The 16,868-nt window shown below is 54.4% G+C and carries 18 protein-coding genes; 9 read left to right on the top strand and 9 right to left on the bottom strand.

Translation table 11 applies throughout. The features are described 5' to 3' along the window. Positions 1-628 precede the first annotated feature (628 nt). Both AC1RSM_RS18310 and AC1RSM_RS18305 read left to right on the top strand, forming a co-directional pair. Positions 629-1,423 carry a uracil-DNA glycosylase gene (locus AC1RSM_RS18310; protein WP_492934003.1) on the top strand — a complete coding sequence of 265 codons (795 nt, stop codon included), beginning with the start codon at positions 629-631 and terminating at the stop codon, positions 1,421-1,423. Between the two features lie 29 nt (positions 1,424-1,452). Next, entirely contained in the window at positions 1,453-1,806 is a 354-nt protein-coding gene (locus AC1RSM_RS18305; RefSeq protein ID WP_492934002.1) for a hypothetical protein, read from the top strand. A 458-nt stretch (positions 1,807-2,264) separates the two neighbouring features. Here AC1RSM_RS18305 and lipA read toward each other — a convergent pair whose 3' ends face one another. Continuing rightward, positions 2,265-3,269: a lipoyl synthase gene (gene lipA, locus AC1RSM_RS18300; RefSeq protein ID WP_492934001.1), complete on the bottom strand. Its 1,005-nt coding sequence runs from the start codon at positions 3,267-3,269 to the stop codon at positions 2,265-2,267. Positions 3,270-3,467: 198 nt separating this feature from the next. On the opposite strand from lipA, the gene AC1RSM_RS18295 reads away from it, so the two are divergent. After that, positions 3,468-4,259 (top strand): enoyl-CoA hydratase, encoded by a 792-nt coding sequence (locus AC1RSM_RS18295; RefSeq protein ID WP_492934000.1) that lies wholly within the window; start codon positions 3,468-3,470, stop codon positions 4,257-4,259. Positions 4,260-4,330: 71 nt separating this feature from the next. Here AC1RSM_RS18295 and AC1RSM_RS18290 read toward each other — a convergent pair whose 3' ends face one another. The 6 genes from AC1RSM_RS18290 to AC1RSM_RS18265 all read right to left on the bottom strand — a co-directional run bounded on the left by AC1RSM_RS18290 (position 4,331) and on the right by AC1RSM_RS18265 (position 8,752). Continuing rightward, a complete protein-coding gene (locus AC1RSM_RS18290; RefSeq protein WP_492933999.1) occupies positions 4,331-4,570 on the bottom strand; it encodes a TonB-dependent receptor domain-containing protein in 240 nt (79 codons plus the stop codon). A gap of 330 nt (positions 4,571-4,900) precedes the next feature. Next, a complete protein-coding gene (gene lipB / locus AC1RSM_RS18285; RefSeq protein ID WP_492933998.1) occupies positions 4,901-5,563 on the bottom strand; it encodes a lipoyl(octanoyl) transferase LipB in 663 nt (220 codons plus the stop codon). A 17-nt stretch (positions 5,564-5,580) separates the two neighbouring features. Then, a complete protein-coding gene (locus tag AC1RSM_RS18280) occupies positions 5,581-5,853 on the bottom strand; it encodes a DUF493 family protein (RefSeq protein WP_492933997.1) in 273 nt (90 codons plus the stop codon). Further along, the gene (locus tag AC1RSM_RS18275; RefSeq protein WP_492933996.1) at positions 5,850-6,722 is read right to left on the bottom strand and encodes a D-amino acid aminotransferase; all 873 of its coding nucleotides are present in this window, start codon (positions 6,720-6,722) and stop codon (positions 5,850-5,852) included. The genes AC1RSM_RS18280 and AC1RSM_RS18275 overlap by 4 nt, the downstream gene beginning before the upstream one ends. Positions 6,723-6,746: 24 nt before the next feature. Continuing rightward, positions 6,747-7,976 carry a D-alanyl-D-alanine carboxypeptidase family protein gene (locus AC1RSM_RS18270; protein ID WP_492933995.1) on the bottom strand — a complete coding sequence of 410 codons (1,230 nt, stop codon included), beginning with the start codon at positions 7,974-7,976 and terminating at the stop codon, positions 6,747-6,749. A 125-nt stretch (positions 7,977-8,101) separates the two neighbouring features. Further along, the gene (locus AC1RSM_RS18265) at positions 8,102-8,752 is read right to left on the bottom strand and encodes an alpha/beta hydrolase (RefSeq protein WP_492933994.1); all 651 of its coding nucleotides are present in this window, start codon (positions 8,750-8,752) and stop codon (positions 8,102-8,104) included. Positions 8,753-8,809: 57 nt separating this feature from the next. On the opposite strand from AC1RSM_RS18265, the gene AC1RSM_RS18260 reads away from it, so the two are divergent. The 4 genes from AC1RSM_RS18260 to AC1RSM_RS18245 all read left to right on the top strand — a co-directional run bounded on the left by AC1RSM_RS18260 (position 8,810) and on the right by AC1RSM_RS18245 (position 12,183). Next, entirely contained in the window at positions 8,810-9,679 is an 870-nt protein-coding gene (locus AC1RSM_RS18260) for a biotin--[acetyl-CoA-carboxylase] ligase (protein ID WP_492933993.1), read from the top strand. A 38-nt stretch (positions 9,680-9,717) separates the two neighbouring features. Further along, positions 9,718-10,554: a type III pantothenate kinase gene (locus AC1RSM_RS18255; protein ID WP_492933992.1), complete on the top strand. Its 837-nt coding sequence runs from the start codon at positions 9,718-9,720 to the stop codon at positions 10,552-10,554. Between the two features lie 334 nt (positions 10,555-10,888). Beyond that, positions 10,889-11,719 (top strand): UTP--glucose-1-phosphate uridylyltransferase GalU, encoded by an 831-nt coding sequence (galU, locus tag AC1RSM_RS18250; RefSeq protein WP_492933991.1) that lies wholly within the window; start codon positions 10,889-10,891, stop codon positions 11,717-11,719. Between the two features lie 254 nt (positions 11,720-11,973). Then, the gene (locus tag AC1RSM_RS18245) at positions 11,974-12,183 is read left to right on the top strand and encodes a cold-shock protein (RefSeq protein ID WP_026483779.1); all 210 of its coding nucleotides are present in this window, start codon (positions 11,974-11,976) and stop codon (positions 12,181-12,183) included. A gap of 150 nt (positions 12,184-12,333) precedes the next feature. On the opposite strand, the gene AC1RSM_RS18240 is transcribed toward AC1RSM_RS18245, so the two are convergent. Both AC1RSM_RS18240 and waaC read right to left on the bottom strand, forming a co-directional pair. Next, the gene (locus AC1RSM_RS18240) at positions 12,334-13,659 is read right to left on the bottom strand and encodes a 3-deoxy-D-manno-octulosonic acid transferase (protein ID WP_492933990.1); all 1,326 of its coding nucleotides are present in this window, start codon (positions 13,657-13,659) and stop codon (positions 12,334-12,336) included. Between the two features lie 198 nt (positions 13,660-13,857). Then, on the bottom strand, positions 13,858-14,859 hold the full coding sequence (gene waaC, locus AC1RSM_RS18235) for a lipopolysaccharide heptosyltransferase I (protein WP_492933989.1): 1,002 nt from the start codon (positions 14,857-14,859) through the stop codon (positions 13,858-13,860). 124 nt (positions 14,860-14,983) lie between these two features. On the opposite strand from waaC, the gene AC1RSM_RS18230 reads away from it, so the two are divergent. Then, positions 14,984-15,883: a LysR family transcriptional regulator gene (locus AC1RSM_RS18230; RefSeq protein WP_492933988.1), complete on the top strand. Its 900-nt coding sequence runs from the start codon at positions 14,984-14,986 to the stop codon at positions 15,881-15,883. A gap of 99 nt (positions 15,884-15,982) precedes the next feature. Further along, positions 15,983-16,786: a putative hydro-lyase gene (locus tag AC1RSM_RS18225; protein ID WP_492933987.1), complete on the top strand. Its 804-nt coding sequence runs from the start codon at positions 15,983-15,985 to the stop codon at positions 16,784-16,786. Positions 16,787-16,868 lie beyond the last annotated feature (82 nt).

The raw sequence follows: 16,868 nt of genomic DNA, 5'->3' as shown, positions 1-16,868 counted from the left end.
CTTGCTGTAGCGCTTAGAGGGAAAACCCTGTGTGTGCTGCAGCGAGAAAAGAACTATAGCACGATGAAATTCGGATGCGCAAGTTTTTGGCCAAGATATTTCAAGCGGAAATAGCAATTTTGACCCAAAAATACCTTAAAGCATTGTTATATATAAATAAACTTAAATGAAACCAAATGATACAGATCCGCCTTGGGCTTTTTGTTGATCTCTACCCATTGGAGTTTCGCCCCAATCTCATTCAGATAGGGCATGAAATCAACTTCCTGCAAGCCAGCCTGCATGGAACGGGTACTCACTTCGCAGCCCTATCTATATAGAACGAAGGGACATAGACAGAAACTGAGTTGGATCCGTACCTGCCAGGCCCTCAGACCAAGACAGCAAGATACGTCCTAGCCCTCTTCTATACGAAGGTGCTGCTATATAGAGAGCAGTTGGTATCTCACGGCCTCCACACTTCGCCCTCCACTACCAATATGGCCCGCTCGCAGGCACCTCTATATAGAGACACGCCGAACAGCCGGTCCTATGAGTGCTCTATATATAGAGCATGCTCGGCATACCAGGTAGGTCGGCTGTACGTCCGCTATTACAATAAGCGCACAACTAACTCTGTATGCAGACTATGGCCCGTTCATCCTCTCAAGCTCCTGCAGAACAACTCAGCCTGATTGGCGAGGACCTGCTGTCCAGCAATCTCTTGACCGAGAATATCCTGACGCAGATTGCCCGTCTGCCCAGCGACTGGCGCGCAACGCTGGAAAGTCCCGATCTGAAGAACATCTTGGCGACGCTGGCCAAATGGCTGGATAAAGAATGTCAGGACGGCGCCTCTATTTATCCAACGGCCCCTTTCCGCGCCCTGGAGCTTCTGCCCTTGCAGAAAGTTAGCGTTGTGATTTTGGGTCAGGACCCGTATCACGGTCCCAACCAGGCACAGGGCCTATCGTTTTCTGTTCCCGACACCTGCCCGGCCCCGCCCAGTCTGCGCAACATCTTTAAAGAGCTGGAACTCGAATACTCTGACTCCTCTGCGCCTCCCAGCCATGATTTAAGTAATTGGGGCCGACAAGGCGTCTTGCTGCTTAACACATCGCTAACGGTGGAAGATGGTTTACCCGCCTCTCATGCTAAGCGAGGTTGGGAACAAGTGACCGACGCTTTATTAATGAGTCTGGCTCAACAGAGCACGCGCCCTATTGTCTATATGTTGTGGGGCACCCATGCTCAGGCTAAAGAAGCGTTGATACAGCAGCACTCCCAACAGCCCTACCTTATCTTGAAGGCAAACCACCCTTCGCCCCTGGCGGCTCGCCGCCCCCCAGTCCCTTTTATTGGTTGTGGTCATTTCCAGCAAGCCAACGCCTGGCTCCAGGAGCAAGGTGTCGCCCCCATACAATGGCTGTCCACTGGCCCCTAAAAACCGTCCCCTTTATTTAGTCAAGAACCATGCCTTTAAGCCCTGCCAATTCAGAACTAAGCTCTCAAGAACAACATGCTCTTTGGTCGAGCGAACTATGTGAACAATACAGCTGGCAATTCCAGGGTGATACGCCCTTCGCCGTACCTCTAAGCTCTCTGCCGCTGTTGGACGAGCTGTTTTCGTTTGTGAATGAAACCATCAAGGATTCGTTTGACCGTTCTTTATTCTGCTGGACTGACCTGAAGCAAGATAGCAAAGGCCTGACGGCCTGGTATCTGGGCGTGGAGGACTATGACGAAGTTTTGGAGCCCTATATAGAAAGCCTGTCTGCACGTGCGCTGACGTTAACAGATGCGGCACCACCTCCTGCCTCTAACTAATAGAGGGCTGACACTCGCGTTAAGAGTATTTCCGAAGGGGCTAATGTGGCCCCTTCAACTTTTTGCGACAGTTGCATTCATGGACGAGCGATAAGCTAATCCTAGGCAGAGGGCACGGTATGGAATAAAAGGGGCAGTGGTTGGCTGAAGGTGAGGTGAGGTGAGGTGAGGTGAGGTGAGGTGAGGTGAGGTGAGGTGAGGTGAGCAGAATTATGCGATGCCCAGTCGAGTCAACTCATGCTAGGTCGGTCGGTCGGTCGGTCGGTCGGTCGGTACCATCGTAGCCGCACTGACTACAGCTTCTACACCCCCCCCCTTCCCAGACGATTTACAGCTTCAGCCCACCCTCAACTGCCAGAGCCTTCCCGCTCTTATATAGAGAGACATGAAAAACCCGGCTAAAAAGCCGGGTTTTTCAGATCAAAGACAGGGCCAAAAAAAGCCCAACTTGCTTATCGTTAAGGCTGCACGCCTGCTGCGTGAGCCTGCTGATCCGCATGATACGAAGAGCGCACCATGGCACCAACAGCGGCGTGGGTAAAGCCCATGGCGTAGGCTTCACGTTCAAACATCAGGAATTCATCAGGCGTGACGTAGCGCAACACAGGCAGGTGATGCCCCGATGGCTGCAGATACTGACCAATAGTCAGCATATCAATGTCGTGAGCGCGCATATCGCGCATCACTTCCAGAATTTCTTCGTTGGTTTCACCCAGGCCAACCATCAAACCAGACTTGGTCGGAACATCAGGATGCAGCTTCTTGAACTCTTGCAAGAGCTTCAAAGAATGATGGTAGTCCGAGCCGGGACGTGCCTGTTTGTACAAACGTGGCACCGTTTCCAGGTTGTGGTTCATGACATCCGGAGGGCAGGCGTTCAATATCCCCAAGGCACGGTCCAGACGAGCGCGGAAGTCAGGTACCAGGACTTCAATCGTCGTGGTCGGCGAGTGCTCACGCACCTGACGAATGCACTCCACAAAGTGAGCAGCACCACCATCGCGCAGGTCATCACGGTCTACAGAGGTAATAACCACGTAAGACAACTTCATGGCACCAATGGCCTTGGCCAGATTGGCCGGCTCATTTTCGTCCAGAGGATCAGGGCGTCCGTGGCCTACATCACAGAATGGGCAACGGCGTGTGCACTTGTCGCCCATAATCATGAAAGTTGCGGTGCCCTTGCCAAAACATTCACCAATATTTGGACAGGAAGCCTCTTCGCACACCGAGAACAGCTTGTGCTCACGCAGGGTTTCCTTGATCTCGTAAAAACGAGAATTCGGTGCAGCTGCCTTCACCCGAATCCAATCAGGCTTTTTCAAACGCTCTGCCTGCACGACCTTGATCGGAATGCGCGAGGTTTTGGCCTCGGCCTTCTGCTTTTGCGTTGCATCGTATTCGACAACGCGAGGACGAACAGTAGGTTTGGAATCGATGGACGTATCAGTAGGGGTGGTCATAGGCGTCTAAATAGAAAAACAGCGTGCGGGCACCAACACTAAACGATGGGCGCAGTGGCTAATTGTAGCCCTTCACTTTACAAGCGCCTAGAACAAGGGCGATAGTTTGTGCCAGACCCCTCTAATATAGAGGTCGTGTTAACGATGCAGCAACACCCGAGAATAAAACCTGCACATACTATAAGTACGGAGACTTGCATGTCACATGAACACCCCGCCGATCCCGTCCTGCTAGAACAGCACCAGGGGCTGGCCCGTATTACCTTGAACCGGCCTACGCAGTACAACGCCTTGTCCGAAGAGGTGTTGGACTCTTTACAACACATTCTGGACAAACTGGCGCAAGACCCCAGTTTGCAATGCGTGATTATTCAAGCAGAAGGCAAAGCCTTTTGCGCCGGGCACGACCTGAAGCAAATGCGTGCCAATCCAGAACATGACTATTATCGGGATCTCTTTAGCCGGTGTAGCCGTGTCATGCAAGGTGTGCTGGCCCTGCCTGTTCCCGTGATTGCGCGGGTACAAGGTCTAGCCACCGCTGCTGGCTGCCAACTGGTCGCTACCTGCGACATGGCAGTAGCCCTTGATTCGGCTCGCTTTGCCGTGTCGGGGATCAATGTCGGTCTGTTCTGCTCTACACCCGCCGTGGCGCTATCCCGCTGCGTGCCTCCCAAAGCCGCAATGGAAATGCTGATGACCGGTGAATTCATCAGCGCCCAGCGCGCGCAGGAGCTGGGGCTGATCAACTATGCCGTATCGGAAGCTGAACTAGACCAAACCGTGGAGAAGCTGGCCAAAAGCATTCTGGCCAAGAGCCCAGTTGCCGTCCGTGCCGGCAAAGCCATGTTCTATCGTCAGCGCAGCTTGGCCATCGAACAGGCCTACGACTATGCTGGCCAAGTCATGGCCGACAATATGATGAGCAATGATGCCTGCGAAGGCATTGATGCTTTTATCGAAAAACGCGCACCCCAGTGGCGCGGAACCTGATGCGGCGCGCTCATTCACCTAATAGCGGTACTTCACACTAAGCAAGGCATTGCGTGGGGCACCGTAAATATTCAGGAAAGTATGTAGCCCACACTAGACAGGTAACGGCGGTCAAACAAGTTATTGACCGCCAGCGAGGCTTCCCAGCGCTCATTAGGTTTGTAGCTTATCTTGGCAGACACGGTAGCGTAGCCACCTTGATAGACATCCTGGCTGGACAAATTGCTTTGGGCTTGTACGCCCGCCCCCGTGGACCAACCATTTAGGCGACCCCATCCCAATCCTGCGGCTGGAAGCGATAGTGCGTCCATAAGCGGAACAAGTGTTTAGCCCCAAGTTGGCATTAAAGCCCTGGCCTTCATTCGCCTGCACAGCATCACGTCGCGTGCGGACATCGGTATAGGTGTGGGCCATGCCCACATTCCTGCCGGACGCGGGACTGCCCACCAACTCCACTTCCCAACCCTGGCTCTGTACCAACCCAGCCGCCCATTAGCCCGCTATAAGGAGCGAGCCACGACTTGGGAGGTTTTGGGGACGACGGCATACAGGCGCAGCAGAACAGTTAAAGTGCTTGGCATTATCGCAAGCAATTCTCATTACAAAAACTGGATTGCTGCCCTGATTCGTGTCTGACTAACTTAAGCCGCTACCAGCTGATTGCGTTGAGCCAATGCCTGACTGAGATAGCGGCACACATAGTGCGCCACCTGGTCCATATCGGCCGATACGCCGTGTGAACGCATGTCTGTCGTTTGCAGACCTTCATAACCGCAAGGATTGATACCCTCAAAAGGGCTTAAATCCATCGCGATATTCAAGGCCAGTCCATGATAAGAACGGCCATTACGAATTTTGATGCCCAAAGCAGAAATCTTGGCCAACTCCTGGGTATCCGGGCCTTGGGGCACATAGACACCGGGCGCACCTGGTTTGCAACATGCTCCCTGCACGCCAAATTGCGTCAGACAGGCAATGACCGCCTCTTCCAGCAGGCGAACATATTCTTTGACGTAAAGGCCTGCACGGCGCAGATCGAACAGGCAATACACCATCAATTGCCCTGGACCATGATAAGTAATTTGCCCGCCCCTATCGGTTTGCACCACAGGAATACCACCAGGGTTGAGCAAATGTTCCGGCTTGCCAGCCTGCCCTTGGGTATAGACCGGTGAATGCTCGACAAGCCAGATTTCATCGGGGGTCTCTGGCCCGCGCTGCTCGGTAAAATCGCGCATTGCCTGCCAGAGAGGTTCATAGGCGCTAGGCCGCTCAAACCACTTGATACGAACTGAGTCGGACATAAGCGCCTGATCCCGGCTTACATCACGACGCGCACAAGATGATGCGCATGCAGGGCACGATACAGATTATCCAGCTGCTCGCGCGATACCGCGCGCACTGTAAAGGTCAGGCCGGTGTAATTACCCGCTTTGCTAGGACGCACTTCAATAGTGGCAGCGTCAAAGTCGGGGTCGTACTCCAGCACAATGGCCAGCAACTCCTCTTGCAGGGTTTCATGTGCCTGGCCCATGACTTTGATTGGAAAGTCACTGGGGTATTCAATCAGAGATTCTTCGGGGGAAATTGTCATGCTTGCTCCGCAGCCTTAATGGCCTTGTCATAGCCTTCACGTAATTTGGCAAAGACAGGTCCAGGTCGCCCATCACCGACGGGCTGACCATTAAATACAACGATGGGCAGTACCTCTTTGGTGGCTGCCGTCATCATAATTTCGTCGGCGCTATCGACCTCTTCACGAGAGATCTGACGCGCCTGAAAAGCAATGCCCGCTTGCGCGGCCAGCTCTTCCATCAAACTGTAGCGAATGCCTTCCAGGATCAGATTATTGCGCATGGGCGCCAGCAAGGTGCCATCGCGCACGATCCAGATATTGCAAGATGCGCCTTCGGTCAGAAAGCCGTCACGAAACTGAATGACTTCATCCACGCCCGCCTCCAGCGCTTGCTGCTTGGCCATCACATTACCCAAGAGCGACACCGACTTGATATCGCATCGCAGCCAGCGTTCGTCCTCGATGGCGATAGCCTTCAAGCCGGTTTCGCGCTCTTGCTGCACACGCTTAAAGGGCGAGACCATGATAAAGACGCTGGGATCGACCTTGTCCGGGAACGCGTGATCGCGCTTGGCGACGCCACGTGTAACCTGGATATAGACCATGCAGTCCGCACCGCGCCCTGAACGAGCCAGCATATCCAGCACCAGCTTCTCCCACTCGCGGCGCGAGAAAGGATTGCTGATGCCCACTTTTGCCAGGCTGCGCTCCAAACGATTCAGATGTCCATCAATGCGAAAGGGCTTGCCGTGGTAGGCCGGGACAACATCATAAATGCCATCGCCAAAAATGAAGCCACGATCCAGAACGGAAATCTTCGCCTCGCCTAAACGCACGAAGTCTCCATTCAGATACACAACGCTATCGGGATCAATGCCGGAAATCATAAGCTTGGGTCTCGCACAAAGACTTTATTCAAACATCAAGCGGACTTTGTCGGCCATGCGACCGAAGAAACCGGCCTCTGGTACGTCTTCCAGCACCAGCAAAGGCTGCTCGGCCAAGATTTTGCCATCCAGGGACAAAGTCAGTGTACCGACCTTGTCACCCTTGCTCAACGGCGCCAGCAGAGGCTGGGTGTAGTTGGCAACAGGCTTGATTTCGGAGGACTTGCCGCGTGGCACCGTCAGCCACAAGGCGTCGGCAGTACCCAGGCCGACGTTCTCAACTTCACCTTCCCAAACACGGGCGGTTACCGCAGGATTGCTTGCATCGTACAGTTTGACTGTCTCAAAGTTCTGGAAGCTCCAGTTCAACAATTTCAAGCTGTTTTCAGTACGGGCAGCATCATTGGCTGTACCCACGACTACCGACACAACACGGCGGCCATCACGCAAAGCGGTGGACACCAGGCAGTAACCTGCGGATTGAGTGTGGCCGGTCTTTAAACCATCCACGGTGTTATCCAGCCACAGCAAGCGATTGCGGTTGGGCTGCTTGATATTGTTGTAGGTGAATTCTTTTTGGCTGTAGTAGTGCAGATATTGAGGGAAACGGGCAACCAGTGCCGCAGACAGCAAACCCAGGTCACGCACCGAGGTCAAATGCTCGGGGTCCGGCAAGCCGGTAGAGTTCACAAAATGCGTAGCGGTCAAACCCAGTTTGCCTGCTTCTTCATTCATCAGGGCAGCGAAAGCACCTTCGCTTCCAGCCACCGCTTCAGCCAAAGCGACCGAAGCATCATTACCCGACTGCACAATCACGCCTTGCAGCAAATCATTGACCGAGACTTGCGAGTTGACCTTCACAAACATGCGCGAGCCTTCAGTACGCCACGCTTTATCGGAAATCACGACAGTCTGGTCCAGCTTCAAACGACCGGCTTCCAGAGCATCAAAGACCAGATACGCAGTCATCAGCTTGGTCAGGGAAGCAGGCTCTACACGTTCATTCATGCCTTCGGCCGCAATCACCTGACCACTGTTGACGTCCATCGTCAGCCAGGCGCGGGCAGTCAAGCCCGGTGCGGGGACAACGGCCAGATCGCCCGGCAGTACGGGAGCCTGCGCACCAGCCGCTTGGGTAGATTCTGTCGGAGCGGGTGTTTGAGTCTGTGCCTGAGCCACCATAGGCAGAGCCAAGGCCAGCGCCACCACACAACGGGAAAGGACCGGAGATGCAAATTTTTGAATAGAAGTCATGGGAGAATCGATTGCTTTTGACAGTGGCGGAAAGAGCCCATTATGGCAGAGCCATCCGGGCCTGGGAGGGGCAGAGCCCCTGAGTCTGAGCAGGAAAACGCAACGATTTGAAAGCAAAACCCAGCTTAGGTTCCAAGCGCCGCCAAATGACGACTGACCAACTCACGCAGCTGGATCAACTTGCCATGAAAGAAGTGGCCTGCCTCGGGCAAAACCACCATGGGCAACTGATGCTCGCGCGCAAAGTCCATGCCTTCCGACAAGGGCACCACATCATCGGTCTCCCCATGCACCAGCAAGGTATCGGCCGGAGGGCTGACATCCTGGAAGCGGAAGCGATTCACAGCAGTACCTGCCAAAACGAAAGCGCTTGGCAAAGGGGCTTGTGCCTCTTTCAAACTGGCATAGACTTGGGCAGCTACCGCCGTACCAAATGAAAAACCGGCCAACATAGCAGGGCCGGAGCTCCATTGTGGAAAATGGGAGGGGAACTGTTCGATCAGGGCCAGCATGTCGGCAGTCTCGCCTCGGCTGTTATCGAACTCACCCGCGGATTGACCGACACCACGAAAGTCCGGACGAACCGCCAACAAACCATATTGGGTCGCGCTGCGCGATAAGGTGGTAACGACTTTGTTATTGCGTGCACCACCATGCAATGGATGAGGGTGCAAGAGCAAAGCCCAGCCCCGTGGCTCGCCCGCGGGCCAGTCCAGAGCACAGTCAATGACACCGGCCTGGCCGGAAAATTGGATTGTATCTACGCGTTCAGACATGCTCAGATCAAATATCACATAAGATTACGTTTAACTCATCCAGTGTACCGGATTGTCATGAATACCTCCTCTGCATTCACATTGCCCAGCCCGCGCGACATGGTGGCTGAGCTGCGTACGCGCTTGCCGCATTTCCCACAGATTCGTTGGGTGGACTCCACAGAGTCGACCAATGCAGATCTGCTCGCTTTAGCTCGTCAGGAGTCAGGCCCACGTGTGCGCCCTTGGCTCTTGGGTGCCCACTTGCAAAGCCGTGGCCGCGGCCGTGCCGGACGCACCTGGGAAAACAGCGTAGGCGCCAACCTGATGTTCTCCTGTGCCTTCGATATTTTCTTACCGGCACGGCAGTTGCCCACGCTGTCGCCGCTTTCAGGCCTAGCCACCACAGAAGCCTTGCGCCAATTTCTGGAACCGACATTGCGCAACCGACTGGCCATGAAATGGCCGAATGATGTTCTTTGGGAGCAAGCCAAGCTGTCCGGCATTTTGGTGGAAGCCACGCGCGCCAGTGCAGCCCCCAGCTCCAGCGACCATCACGTCGTGATTATTGGTATAGGGCTGAATCTGCGCGACGCGGCCACCATCAGCAAAAATACACAACGCCCCATCGCCGACTGGAGCAGCATTGCAGAGCATTCCCAGTCCGCGTCTTTGGTGCGCTGCTCTGACATCGTGGCCAAAATCGCCCAAAGCCTGTACTTGAGCCTGAACCATGTGACAGCGCAAGGTTTTGCAGATCTGCCCGCTCGCTACGCACAGGTTGATGCGTTGATAGGACAACAAGTCCATATCATCGATAACGGTCAAATCCTGCACACAGGCATCGTGACCGGCATCAATACCTCGGGACAATTACTTTTGCGTCACCCCGACGGTTCGGAACGCGCTGTCACTGTGGGCGAAGTTTCCGTTCGCGCCCAACGCTGATCGCTATACTGGCACTTTCTTGGCTCTGAAGACCCGGCATGACCCTGCTCATCGACTCTGGCAATACCCGTATCAAGTTAGGGTGGTGTCATCCTGAAACCGGCGCACGCGAAAGCCAGCCCGTCAGCTTGCACGCTGATCAACTAGATCAATTGGCTACCTGGCTGGAAGCTGGCCAGGCACCGCTCAAAGAGATGGCCCGTCAAAAAGGGACGCAGGCGCTGGGTGTCAATGTGGCTGGTCCACAAGTCCAGGCTCAAATTGAAGAGGCGGTCCGTCTTTTGGGCCTAGGGCCGGTACGCTGGCTACAGGCACAAGCGCGGGTGTTTGGGCTACATAATGATTATGAGCAGCCCAGCCAACTGGGCGCGGATCGGTGGGCGTCTTTGCTGGGCTTGTCCGATCTGCTGGCACACAACTATCCAGATGAACAAGGTGCCTTGCTGATTAGCTTTGGCACGGCCACTACGATTGATCTACTGGGCCCCATGCACGATGGCATACGTCATTTCCTGGGCGGCTCTATTTTGCCTGGCCCCAGTTTGATGCTGGCCTCGCTCAAGCAAAATACCGCTCAGCTTCCTGAAGCCCATGGACAAACGGCTTCCTTTCCAACTAATACACAGGCAGCGATCAGCACAGGGGTAGCCGCTGCCCAAGCCGGAGCCGTGCTGCGCCAGTGGGAAAAAGGCCGCCAAAGCCTGGGACATGGCCCCCTGGTCTTTTTAGCTGGAGGAGGCCGTGCCCTGGCGCAGCAAGAACTGTTAGAACAGTTAAACCACCATTGCCGCCTGCTGGGTGTAGAGCCACCAATACTTCAAGAGCTGGAAACCCCCGCTCTACAGGGTCTGGCGCTGTTCGCATCACGCCCTTAAGTCAATAGCGCCCTACAAGCATCAGCCGCCCTTACGCAAAGGGCGTGACCCATTGATACGATTAGCATTAAAACGGATGAACTTAAACCCGCCTGCCCGTACAATCTTGGGTTGAACTGTATTTTTCAGGGCATCGGCGATGCGATTGCTTTTTATATTGATCCTGCTGGCTAACGTAGCCCTTCTGGCCTTTGGGCAAGGATTCTTTGGCACACCGCCTAGTGAGCAAGGACGTGAACCCCGACAGTTCTCGCAACGCAATCAAGATGCCATCCAACTCGGAGTTCCGGCTCATCCGACGCCAACCTCCCCTTGATCCTTGATTGACGACACAATGAAACCCATCCGCAAAGCTGTTTTTCCCGTCGCCGGTCTAGGCACCCGTTTCTTGCCCGCCACCAAGGCGATGCCCAAAGAAATGTTGCCTATTGTCGACAAACCACTGATTCAGTATGCCGTCGAGGAGGCTGTTGCCGCCGGGGTCACGGAACTGATTTTCATCACGGGCCGCAACAAGCGCGCTATTGAAGATCACTTTGATAGCTTGCCTGAACTGGAACAAGAGCTGGAAGGCAAAAACAAGCAAGAACTGCTGGATGCCATCCGAAACATCATTCCCAGCCATGTGAGCTGTATTTACACCCGCCAGCCCCGCGCGCTGGGTCTGGGTCATGCCGTATTGTGCGCGGCCCCTATTGTGGGCAATGAGCCCTTCCTTGTGCTGTTGGCGGACGACTTGATTGACGCCACCACGCCAGTGTCCCGACAACTGGTTGAAGCCGCTCATCAATACAACGGTAGTATTGTGGCAACACAAAATGTAAATAGAAATGAAACAAATAAATATGGAATTGTGTCGGGTGTTCCAGTTGATTCCAGAGCCACTCGGCTTAATGGAATAGTTGAAAAACCAGCACCGGAAGTAGCCCCTTCCACACAAGCCGTTGTAGGCCGTTATGTATTAGAACCGGAAATCTTTGAGCACCTGCGACGCACCCAAGCTGGAGTAGGTGGAGAGATTCAATTGACGGATGGAATTGCCAGTCTTTTGGAAAGTCGCGCGGTATATGCATATGAATATGAAGGTACGCGTTACGACTGTGGTAGCAAGGCCGGTTTCTTTCATGCTACGCTTGAATTTGGTCGTAAATACCACGGACTTTAACGAGGGGCGCAGAGGGGTCCGAAGCAAATAACAAGCTTGGTTGTAATTGTTGATCAAACACTGCCTGAAAACCACGCAGAGGGCGATTTAGCTTGACTTACAGGTTAAATAGCCCCTACGATTGGCGGTGCAGGATTTCAAGTTCGTCGAAGTTTGTTCAATACGGTATTGTTTCTAATACTCATTGCCCTGATTTTTACATCTTGACAATCTTTTTTGAGCAGATTGCTCGTCATTTTTAGGGAATGCAGGAAATGCAAACAGAAACCGGTATCGTGAAATGGTTCAATAACGAAAAAGGCTACGGCTTTATCTCCCCCGACAACGGTGGCAAAGATCTTTTCGTTCACCATTCCGACATCTTGGGCACAGGCTTTAAATCCTTGGAAGAAAACCAACGCGTTTCGTACGTGTCGGCAGAAGGCCAAAAGGGTCCTCAAGCTAAGAGCATCCAGAAGCTGTAAATCGAACAGTTTTTAGATCTCAAAAAAGCCCGCTTAATGCGGGCTTTTTTTATTCAACTTGATCTAACTCGAGCCAAGATGTGTGCAAATAGCGACAACCTGGAACACGCTAAAGAAACAATACTTATTAACTCATAATCGAGTCAGTATTTAACGGCGAATCTGAGCCAGTCCTGAAATAACTCGCTGCACCGCACCCTCATGCATTTGAACCCAATGCAAACCGGCATCCGCCATCTTATGATGCCGCGCGGGATCATCCACCAACTCCATTGCCTGCTGTAATGCCAAGGCCGGAGTGCCGGCACGTATTGCAGCACCTGCCTGCATGGCATCTTGCATTGCTTGGGCAAAGTTATGCGTATGGGGACCGACGATAACCGGCACGCCTACCGCACACGCTTCGATAAAGTTCTGCCCACCCAAAGGCTGAAAGCTGCCAGCCACAATCGCTACCCGTGCCAGGCCGTAATACCAATGCATTTCGCCCACGGTATCACCCAACAACACATCCACTTCTCGACAAGCTTGGATAGCACTCGTACTGGTATCGCCCTGCTCCAACAACTCGCTGCGTCGCACCGAGCGCAAACCCACCTGATTCAAATAATCCGCAGCTTCATTGAAACGCTCAGGATGACGCGGGATCAAGACAAACAGCACAGGACTATGCAACTCATTGCCATGCTCACGCTCGCGGCGCAGATAATGGGCGATCGCATCAATAAAATCGACGTGCTCGGTCTCTCGCGTACTGGCGATCACCACGACTCGCCGACCTAAGTCATTCGCAAAGCCACGGCCACGAGCAATCTTGTCCTGAGGCAAGACCACATCAAACTTTAAATTCCCGGATACCCGCACACCTTGCGCCCCAGCCAGCTCCAGACGCTGAGCATCGGCCAGACTTTGTGCGTAAATAAGCTTGAAGGAACGATAGGCTTCTCGCATGACCGAGCCTGCTTTCAGACTGGTGCGCAGGGAGCTTTCGGAAAAGCGCGCGCTGGCCAGCATCATGGGGATATCTTGCCGACGTGCAGCCGCCAATAGATTGGGCCAGACTTCTCGCTCAATCAACACACCGGCACAAGGGCGGTAATGAGCAAAAAAACGACGCACAGAGCCTGGGAAGTCGTAAGGCAGCCATTGCTGCACAAGCTGACCGCTGGCGATTTCGGCAGCAAAGGAACCTGCGCCTTCACTGCGACCCGTCACCGTCATATGCGTCAACAGAACGGTTTCGCCTTGGTCCAGCAAGGCACGGATCAGAGGCTGAGCCGCACGCGTTTCTCCCAAGCTAACGGCATGGACCCAGACAGGAGCTTTTTTGGGAACGGGTTCAGAGCCATAGAAACCAAATCGTGGGCCCGACAGAACTTGCCACTCCCCACCTGCACGACGGGCGCGTAAACCCATCCAGGCCATCAAGGCTGGAGCCAACACGCGAATAGAGGCGGTGTAGAAAAATCGGTTCACCCGTTTGGCCTCATTACGAAATCAGGAACGGCCCATGCAGAAAGAGCGCTGCTGGGAAGTAGGCACAGATAAGGGGATACGGCAGAGAGCCAGCCATACTGGCCTGCCTCTTGAGTGGCAAGGCGGAGCCCTGAATCACCGGGTATTGTAAGCACAAAGCTCTCCCACAAAAAAACGAATTAGCCAGTCAAGGCCAAATCAGCTTTTTTGCGAGCTCATGACCGCGGCCTCAGGCGCGCTAGCCATTCCCAACGCCTGATCGATCGCACAGAGAACTGTCTCGGCCGAAGGCGGATGCCCACGCTCACCCAAGCTGGCCGTGTAGGCCGAACCTTCCAGCGGCGTACGTACAGGCGTAGAAGCTTTATAGATACCAATAGTCGGGCGCCCCAAGCCCGCCGACAAGTGCGTCAAGCCGCTATCCAGCCCCACCATGACGCGGGCCCCTGCCAATTGCAGAGCAATCGGAGTCAGTCCCATGCGCGGCAACACTTCTGCACGATCGCGTCCGGCAATCAACGCCTGTGCCCGTTCCGATTCAGCCGGGCTACCTGCCAGCAAGCGCAGTGCCAGGCCCTCGCCTTGCAAGCGATCGAAAACTTGTTGCCAGTTATCGGGGTCCCAAAGCTTATCGTCCCGGCTAGCCGAAGGCATGATGATGGCATACGGATCACCATCAGTCGGAGCTTGCGCGGCCAGGCCTTGCAAACCAAAGTCCGGCGGCCCTTCAAACTGATAGCCGAAAGCCGATGCAGCCAAACTGCGCTGACGGAACACGGCAGGCTGCCAAAATCCGACACGATGGCGTACATCGTAAAAGAGAGAAGCCAGCGGTTCGCGCGCCGACTTCCAATCCAGCCCGTGACGACGTCCTTTGGTCTGGCGCACCAGCCAGATAGACTTCATCAAGGCCTGCATATCCAGAACCACATCATATTGGCGGGATTGCAATTGTTCACGCAGTGCTGCGCGTTCCTGGCGAGTCTGGGTGGACCACCACTGCTTGCGCCAGCGTCGGTGAGCGACCGCGATGACATCGTTTACCGCCGGATGCCAGCCTGGAATTTGGGCAAAGCTTTCTTCTACGAGCCAATCAATTTGTGCGCCTGGCACATGGCGTGCAATGTCCGAGATCGCCGGCAGCATATGCACCAGATCTCCCAATGAGGACGTACGCACAATCAGTATCTTGCAAGTCATGGGCGAATTATAGTGGGGGCCAAGGCCAAACCAACAAACACGTCAAAAAATATCCTTTAGCTCTACTTCTGACCCTGAATACGCATCAGGCATAATAAGACTGCCTATTTTCTGGACCGGAAACATGATTGATCTCAAACAGATCGAAGCCTTTGTATGGGTTGCCGAGCTTGGCGGTTTCCGGGCAGCTGCCGAAAAACTCAACACGACCCAACCGTCTATTTCTCAGCGCATTGCCGGGCTGGAATCCAGTCTGGAGTTGCGCCTGTTCGATCGGGGCGCCCGGGGAATCAAGCTGACCGACAAAGGTCAGGAACTACTGTCTCACGCACAGCGCATGCTGGACCTGCGCACCGAAATGCTGCGCGCTGCCAAAGAGCAGAACGCCATTCGCGGTCTGCTGCGGCTGGGTGTCGCTGAAACCATTGTGCAAACCTGGCTGCATCAGCTCATTGATAAGCTGCACCAGGAATACCCCGCCCTGGTGATTGAAATTCACGTGGACACCACCAGCGTGCTGCGCCAACAGTTGGCCAGCTTTCAGATTGATATGGCTATGATTGTGGGCATAGGCCAGGAACCCAAAGAGCAGTGCATTAGACTGTGTGCTTATCAGTTAGGTTGGGTCGCCAGCCCCACGCTCAAGCTGCACGGGCGCAAAGTCAGTGTTTCAGAGCTAGGGGTTTACCCTGTAATCACCTATCCCTCCGGTAGCGTTCCATACCTTGCCACACGCGAAGCGCTGCTGCGTGCCGGCGTCAAATCCCCCCGTATTTTTGGCAGCGCATCCCTGAGCACGATCGTGCAAATGACACGTCATGCCATGGGCCCAAGCGTCCTGGCGCCTGATGTCATAAAAGACGAGCTTTCCGAGGGAAAACTGCGTCTTTTGAAGGTGGATCAGCCGCTGCCAGAGATCGAATTTTTCGCATGTTGGATGGACTCGCCGGACAGTCATATTGCCCGAGTCGTGGCCGATCATGCGCAAGCAATCGCCCAACAATACGTGCAGTCCGATAAGTAATCGTTATGGCCTTGGATTCAAACATACGATTGGACACACTTTATCTGATCGGTTGCAATCCGATGCTGTGATCAACCCCCCTTTGTGCGAGTGGTCATCATGAACCTGCAAACCCTGCCTACGTTGGCTCCCGAGGCCCAAAAGTGCCGCGAGCTGATCCGTCAAGAAACACACACCGGTCCTACTGCAGGATTGGCGGCAGGCTATGTCCAGGCCAACCTGATGATTCTTCCCAAAGACTGGGCCGATGAGTTTTTGCTGTTTTGCCAGCGCAACCCCAAGCCTTGCCCTTTATTGGCAGTGACTGAACCCGGACAGTTCCAGGTTCCTACCTTGGGTGGCTCAATTGATTTGCGCACGGACTTCCCTCGTTACCGTGTCTGGCAAAACGGCGAACTGAGCGCTGAGCCCTTGAATATTGCCGATGTCTGGCGTGAAGATCTGGTGTCTTTTCTGATCGGTTGCTCGTTTTCCTTTGAGGAAGCTTTGCTGGCCGATGGTATTGATGTGCGCCACATCAGTGCGGGTGTGAACGTGCCCATGTACCGCAGTTCCATCCAGACTCAAGGCACCGCACGCCTGTCCGGCCCGCTGGTGGTGTCGATGCGCCCAATGCGTGCTGCCGATGCCATCCGCGCCATTCAGATCACCTCGCGCTTTCCGTCTGTGCACGGTGCGCCGGTTCATATCGGGAACCCATCCCTGATTGGAATCAAGGATTTGCAAAAGCCCGACTACGGCGATGCTGTGCCAGTCGGCCCCGACGAATTACCTGTGTTCTGGGCTTGCGGCGTGACTCCTCAAGCCGTCGCTGCCCAGGCCAAGCCGCAGTTTTGTATCACGCACGCCCCAGGCCACATGCTGATTACCGACCTGCCCAACACACGGCTGGCCGCGCTTTAAGCAAGATTTGACCGGCACACAAACCGGTCACCCCTTTGGTTTCAATATGCTGCTCCCCGATTGCGGGGCGCACACTCTATCA

This window comes from Alcaligenes sp. GW821-FHT11D07 (genome assembly GCF_058808495.1).
This window is presented reverse-complemented; position numbering and strand designations above follow the sequence as displayed.

Excerpts from the sequence above, each read along its gene's own strand:
- AC1RSM_RS18310 (WP_492934003.1), top strand. The coding sequence starts at position 629 with ATGGCCCGTTCATCCTCTCAAGCTCCTGCAGAACAACTCAGCCTGATT.
- AC1RSM_RS18305 (WP_492934002.1), top strand. The coding sequence starts at position 1,453 with ATGCCTTTAAGCCCTGCCAATTCAGAACTAAGCTCTCAAGAACAACAT.
- lipA (WP_492934001.1), bottom strand. The coding sequence starts at position 3,269 with ATGACCACCCCTACTGATACGTCCATCGATTCCAAACCTACTGTTCGT.
- AC1RSM_RS18295 (WP_492934000.1), top strand. The coding sequence starts at position 3,468 with ATGTCACATGAACACCCCGCCGATCCCGTCCTGCTAGAACAGCACCAG.
- AC1RSM_RS18290 (WP_492933999.1), bottom strand. The coding sequence starts at position 4,570 with ATGGACGCACTATCGCTTCCAGCCGCAGGATTGGGATGGGGTCGCCTA.
- lipB (WP_492933998.1), bottom strand. The coding sequence starts at position 5,563 with ATGTCCGACTCAGTTCGTATCAAGTGGTTTGAGCGGCCTAGCGCCTAT.
- AC1RSM_RS18280 (WP_492933997.1), bottom strand. The coding sequence starts at position 5,853 with ATGACAATTTCCCCCGAAGAATCTCTGATTGAATACCCCAGTGACTTT.
- AC1RSM_RS18275 (WP_492933996.1), bottom strand. The coding sequence starts at position 6,722 with ATGATTTCCGGCATTGATCCCGATAGCGTTGTGTATCTGAATGGAGAC.
- AC1RSM_RS18270 (WP_492933995.1), bottom strand. The coding sequence starts at position 7,976 with ATGACTTCTATTCAAAAATTTGCATCTCCGGTCCTTTCCCGTTGTGTG.
- AC1RSM_RS18265 (WP_492933994.1), bottom strand. The coding sequence starts at position 8,752 with ATGTCTGAACGCGTAGATACAATCCAATTTTCCGGCCAGGCCGGTGTC.
- AC1RSM_RS18260 (WP_492933993.1), top strand. The coding sequence starts at position 8,810 with ATGAATACCTCCTCTGCATTCACATTGCCCAGCCCGCGCGACATGGTG.
- AC1RSM_RS18255 (WP_492933992.1), top strand. The coding sequence starts at position 9,718 with ATGACCCTGCTCATCGACTCTGGCAATACCCGTATCAAGTTAGGGTGG.
- galU (WP_492933991.1), top strand. The coding sequence starts at position 10,889 with ATGAAACCCATCCGCAAAGCTGTTTTTCCCGTCGCCGGTCTAGGCACC.
- AC1RSM_RS18245 (WP_026483779.1), top strand. The coding sequence starts at position 11,974 with ATGCAAACAGAAACCGGTATCGTGAAATGGTTCAATAACGAAAAAGGC.
- waaC (WP_492933989.1), bottom strand. The coding sequence starts at position 14,859 with ATGACTTGCAAGATACTGATTGTGCGTACGTCCTCATTGGGAGATCTG.
- AC1RSM_RS18230 (WP_492933988.1), top strand. The coding sequence starts at position 14,984 with ATGATTGATCTCAAACAGATCGAAGCCTTTGTATGGGTTGCCGAGCTT.
- AC1RSM_RS18225 (WP_492933987.1), top strand. The coding sequence starts at position 15,983 with ATGAACCTGCAAACCCTGCCTACGTTGGCTCCCGAGGCCCAAAAGTGC.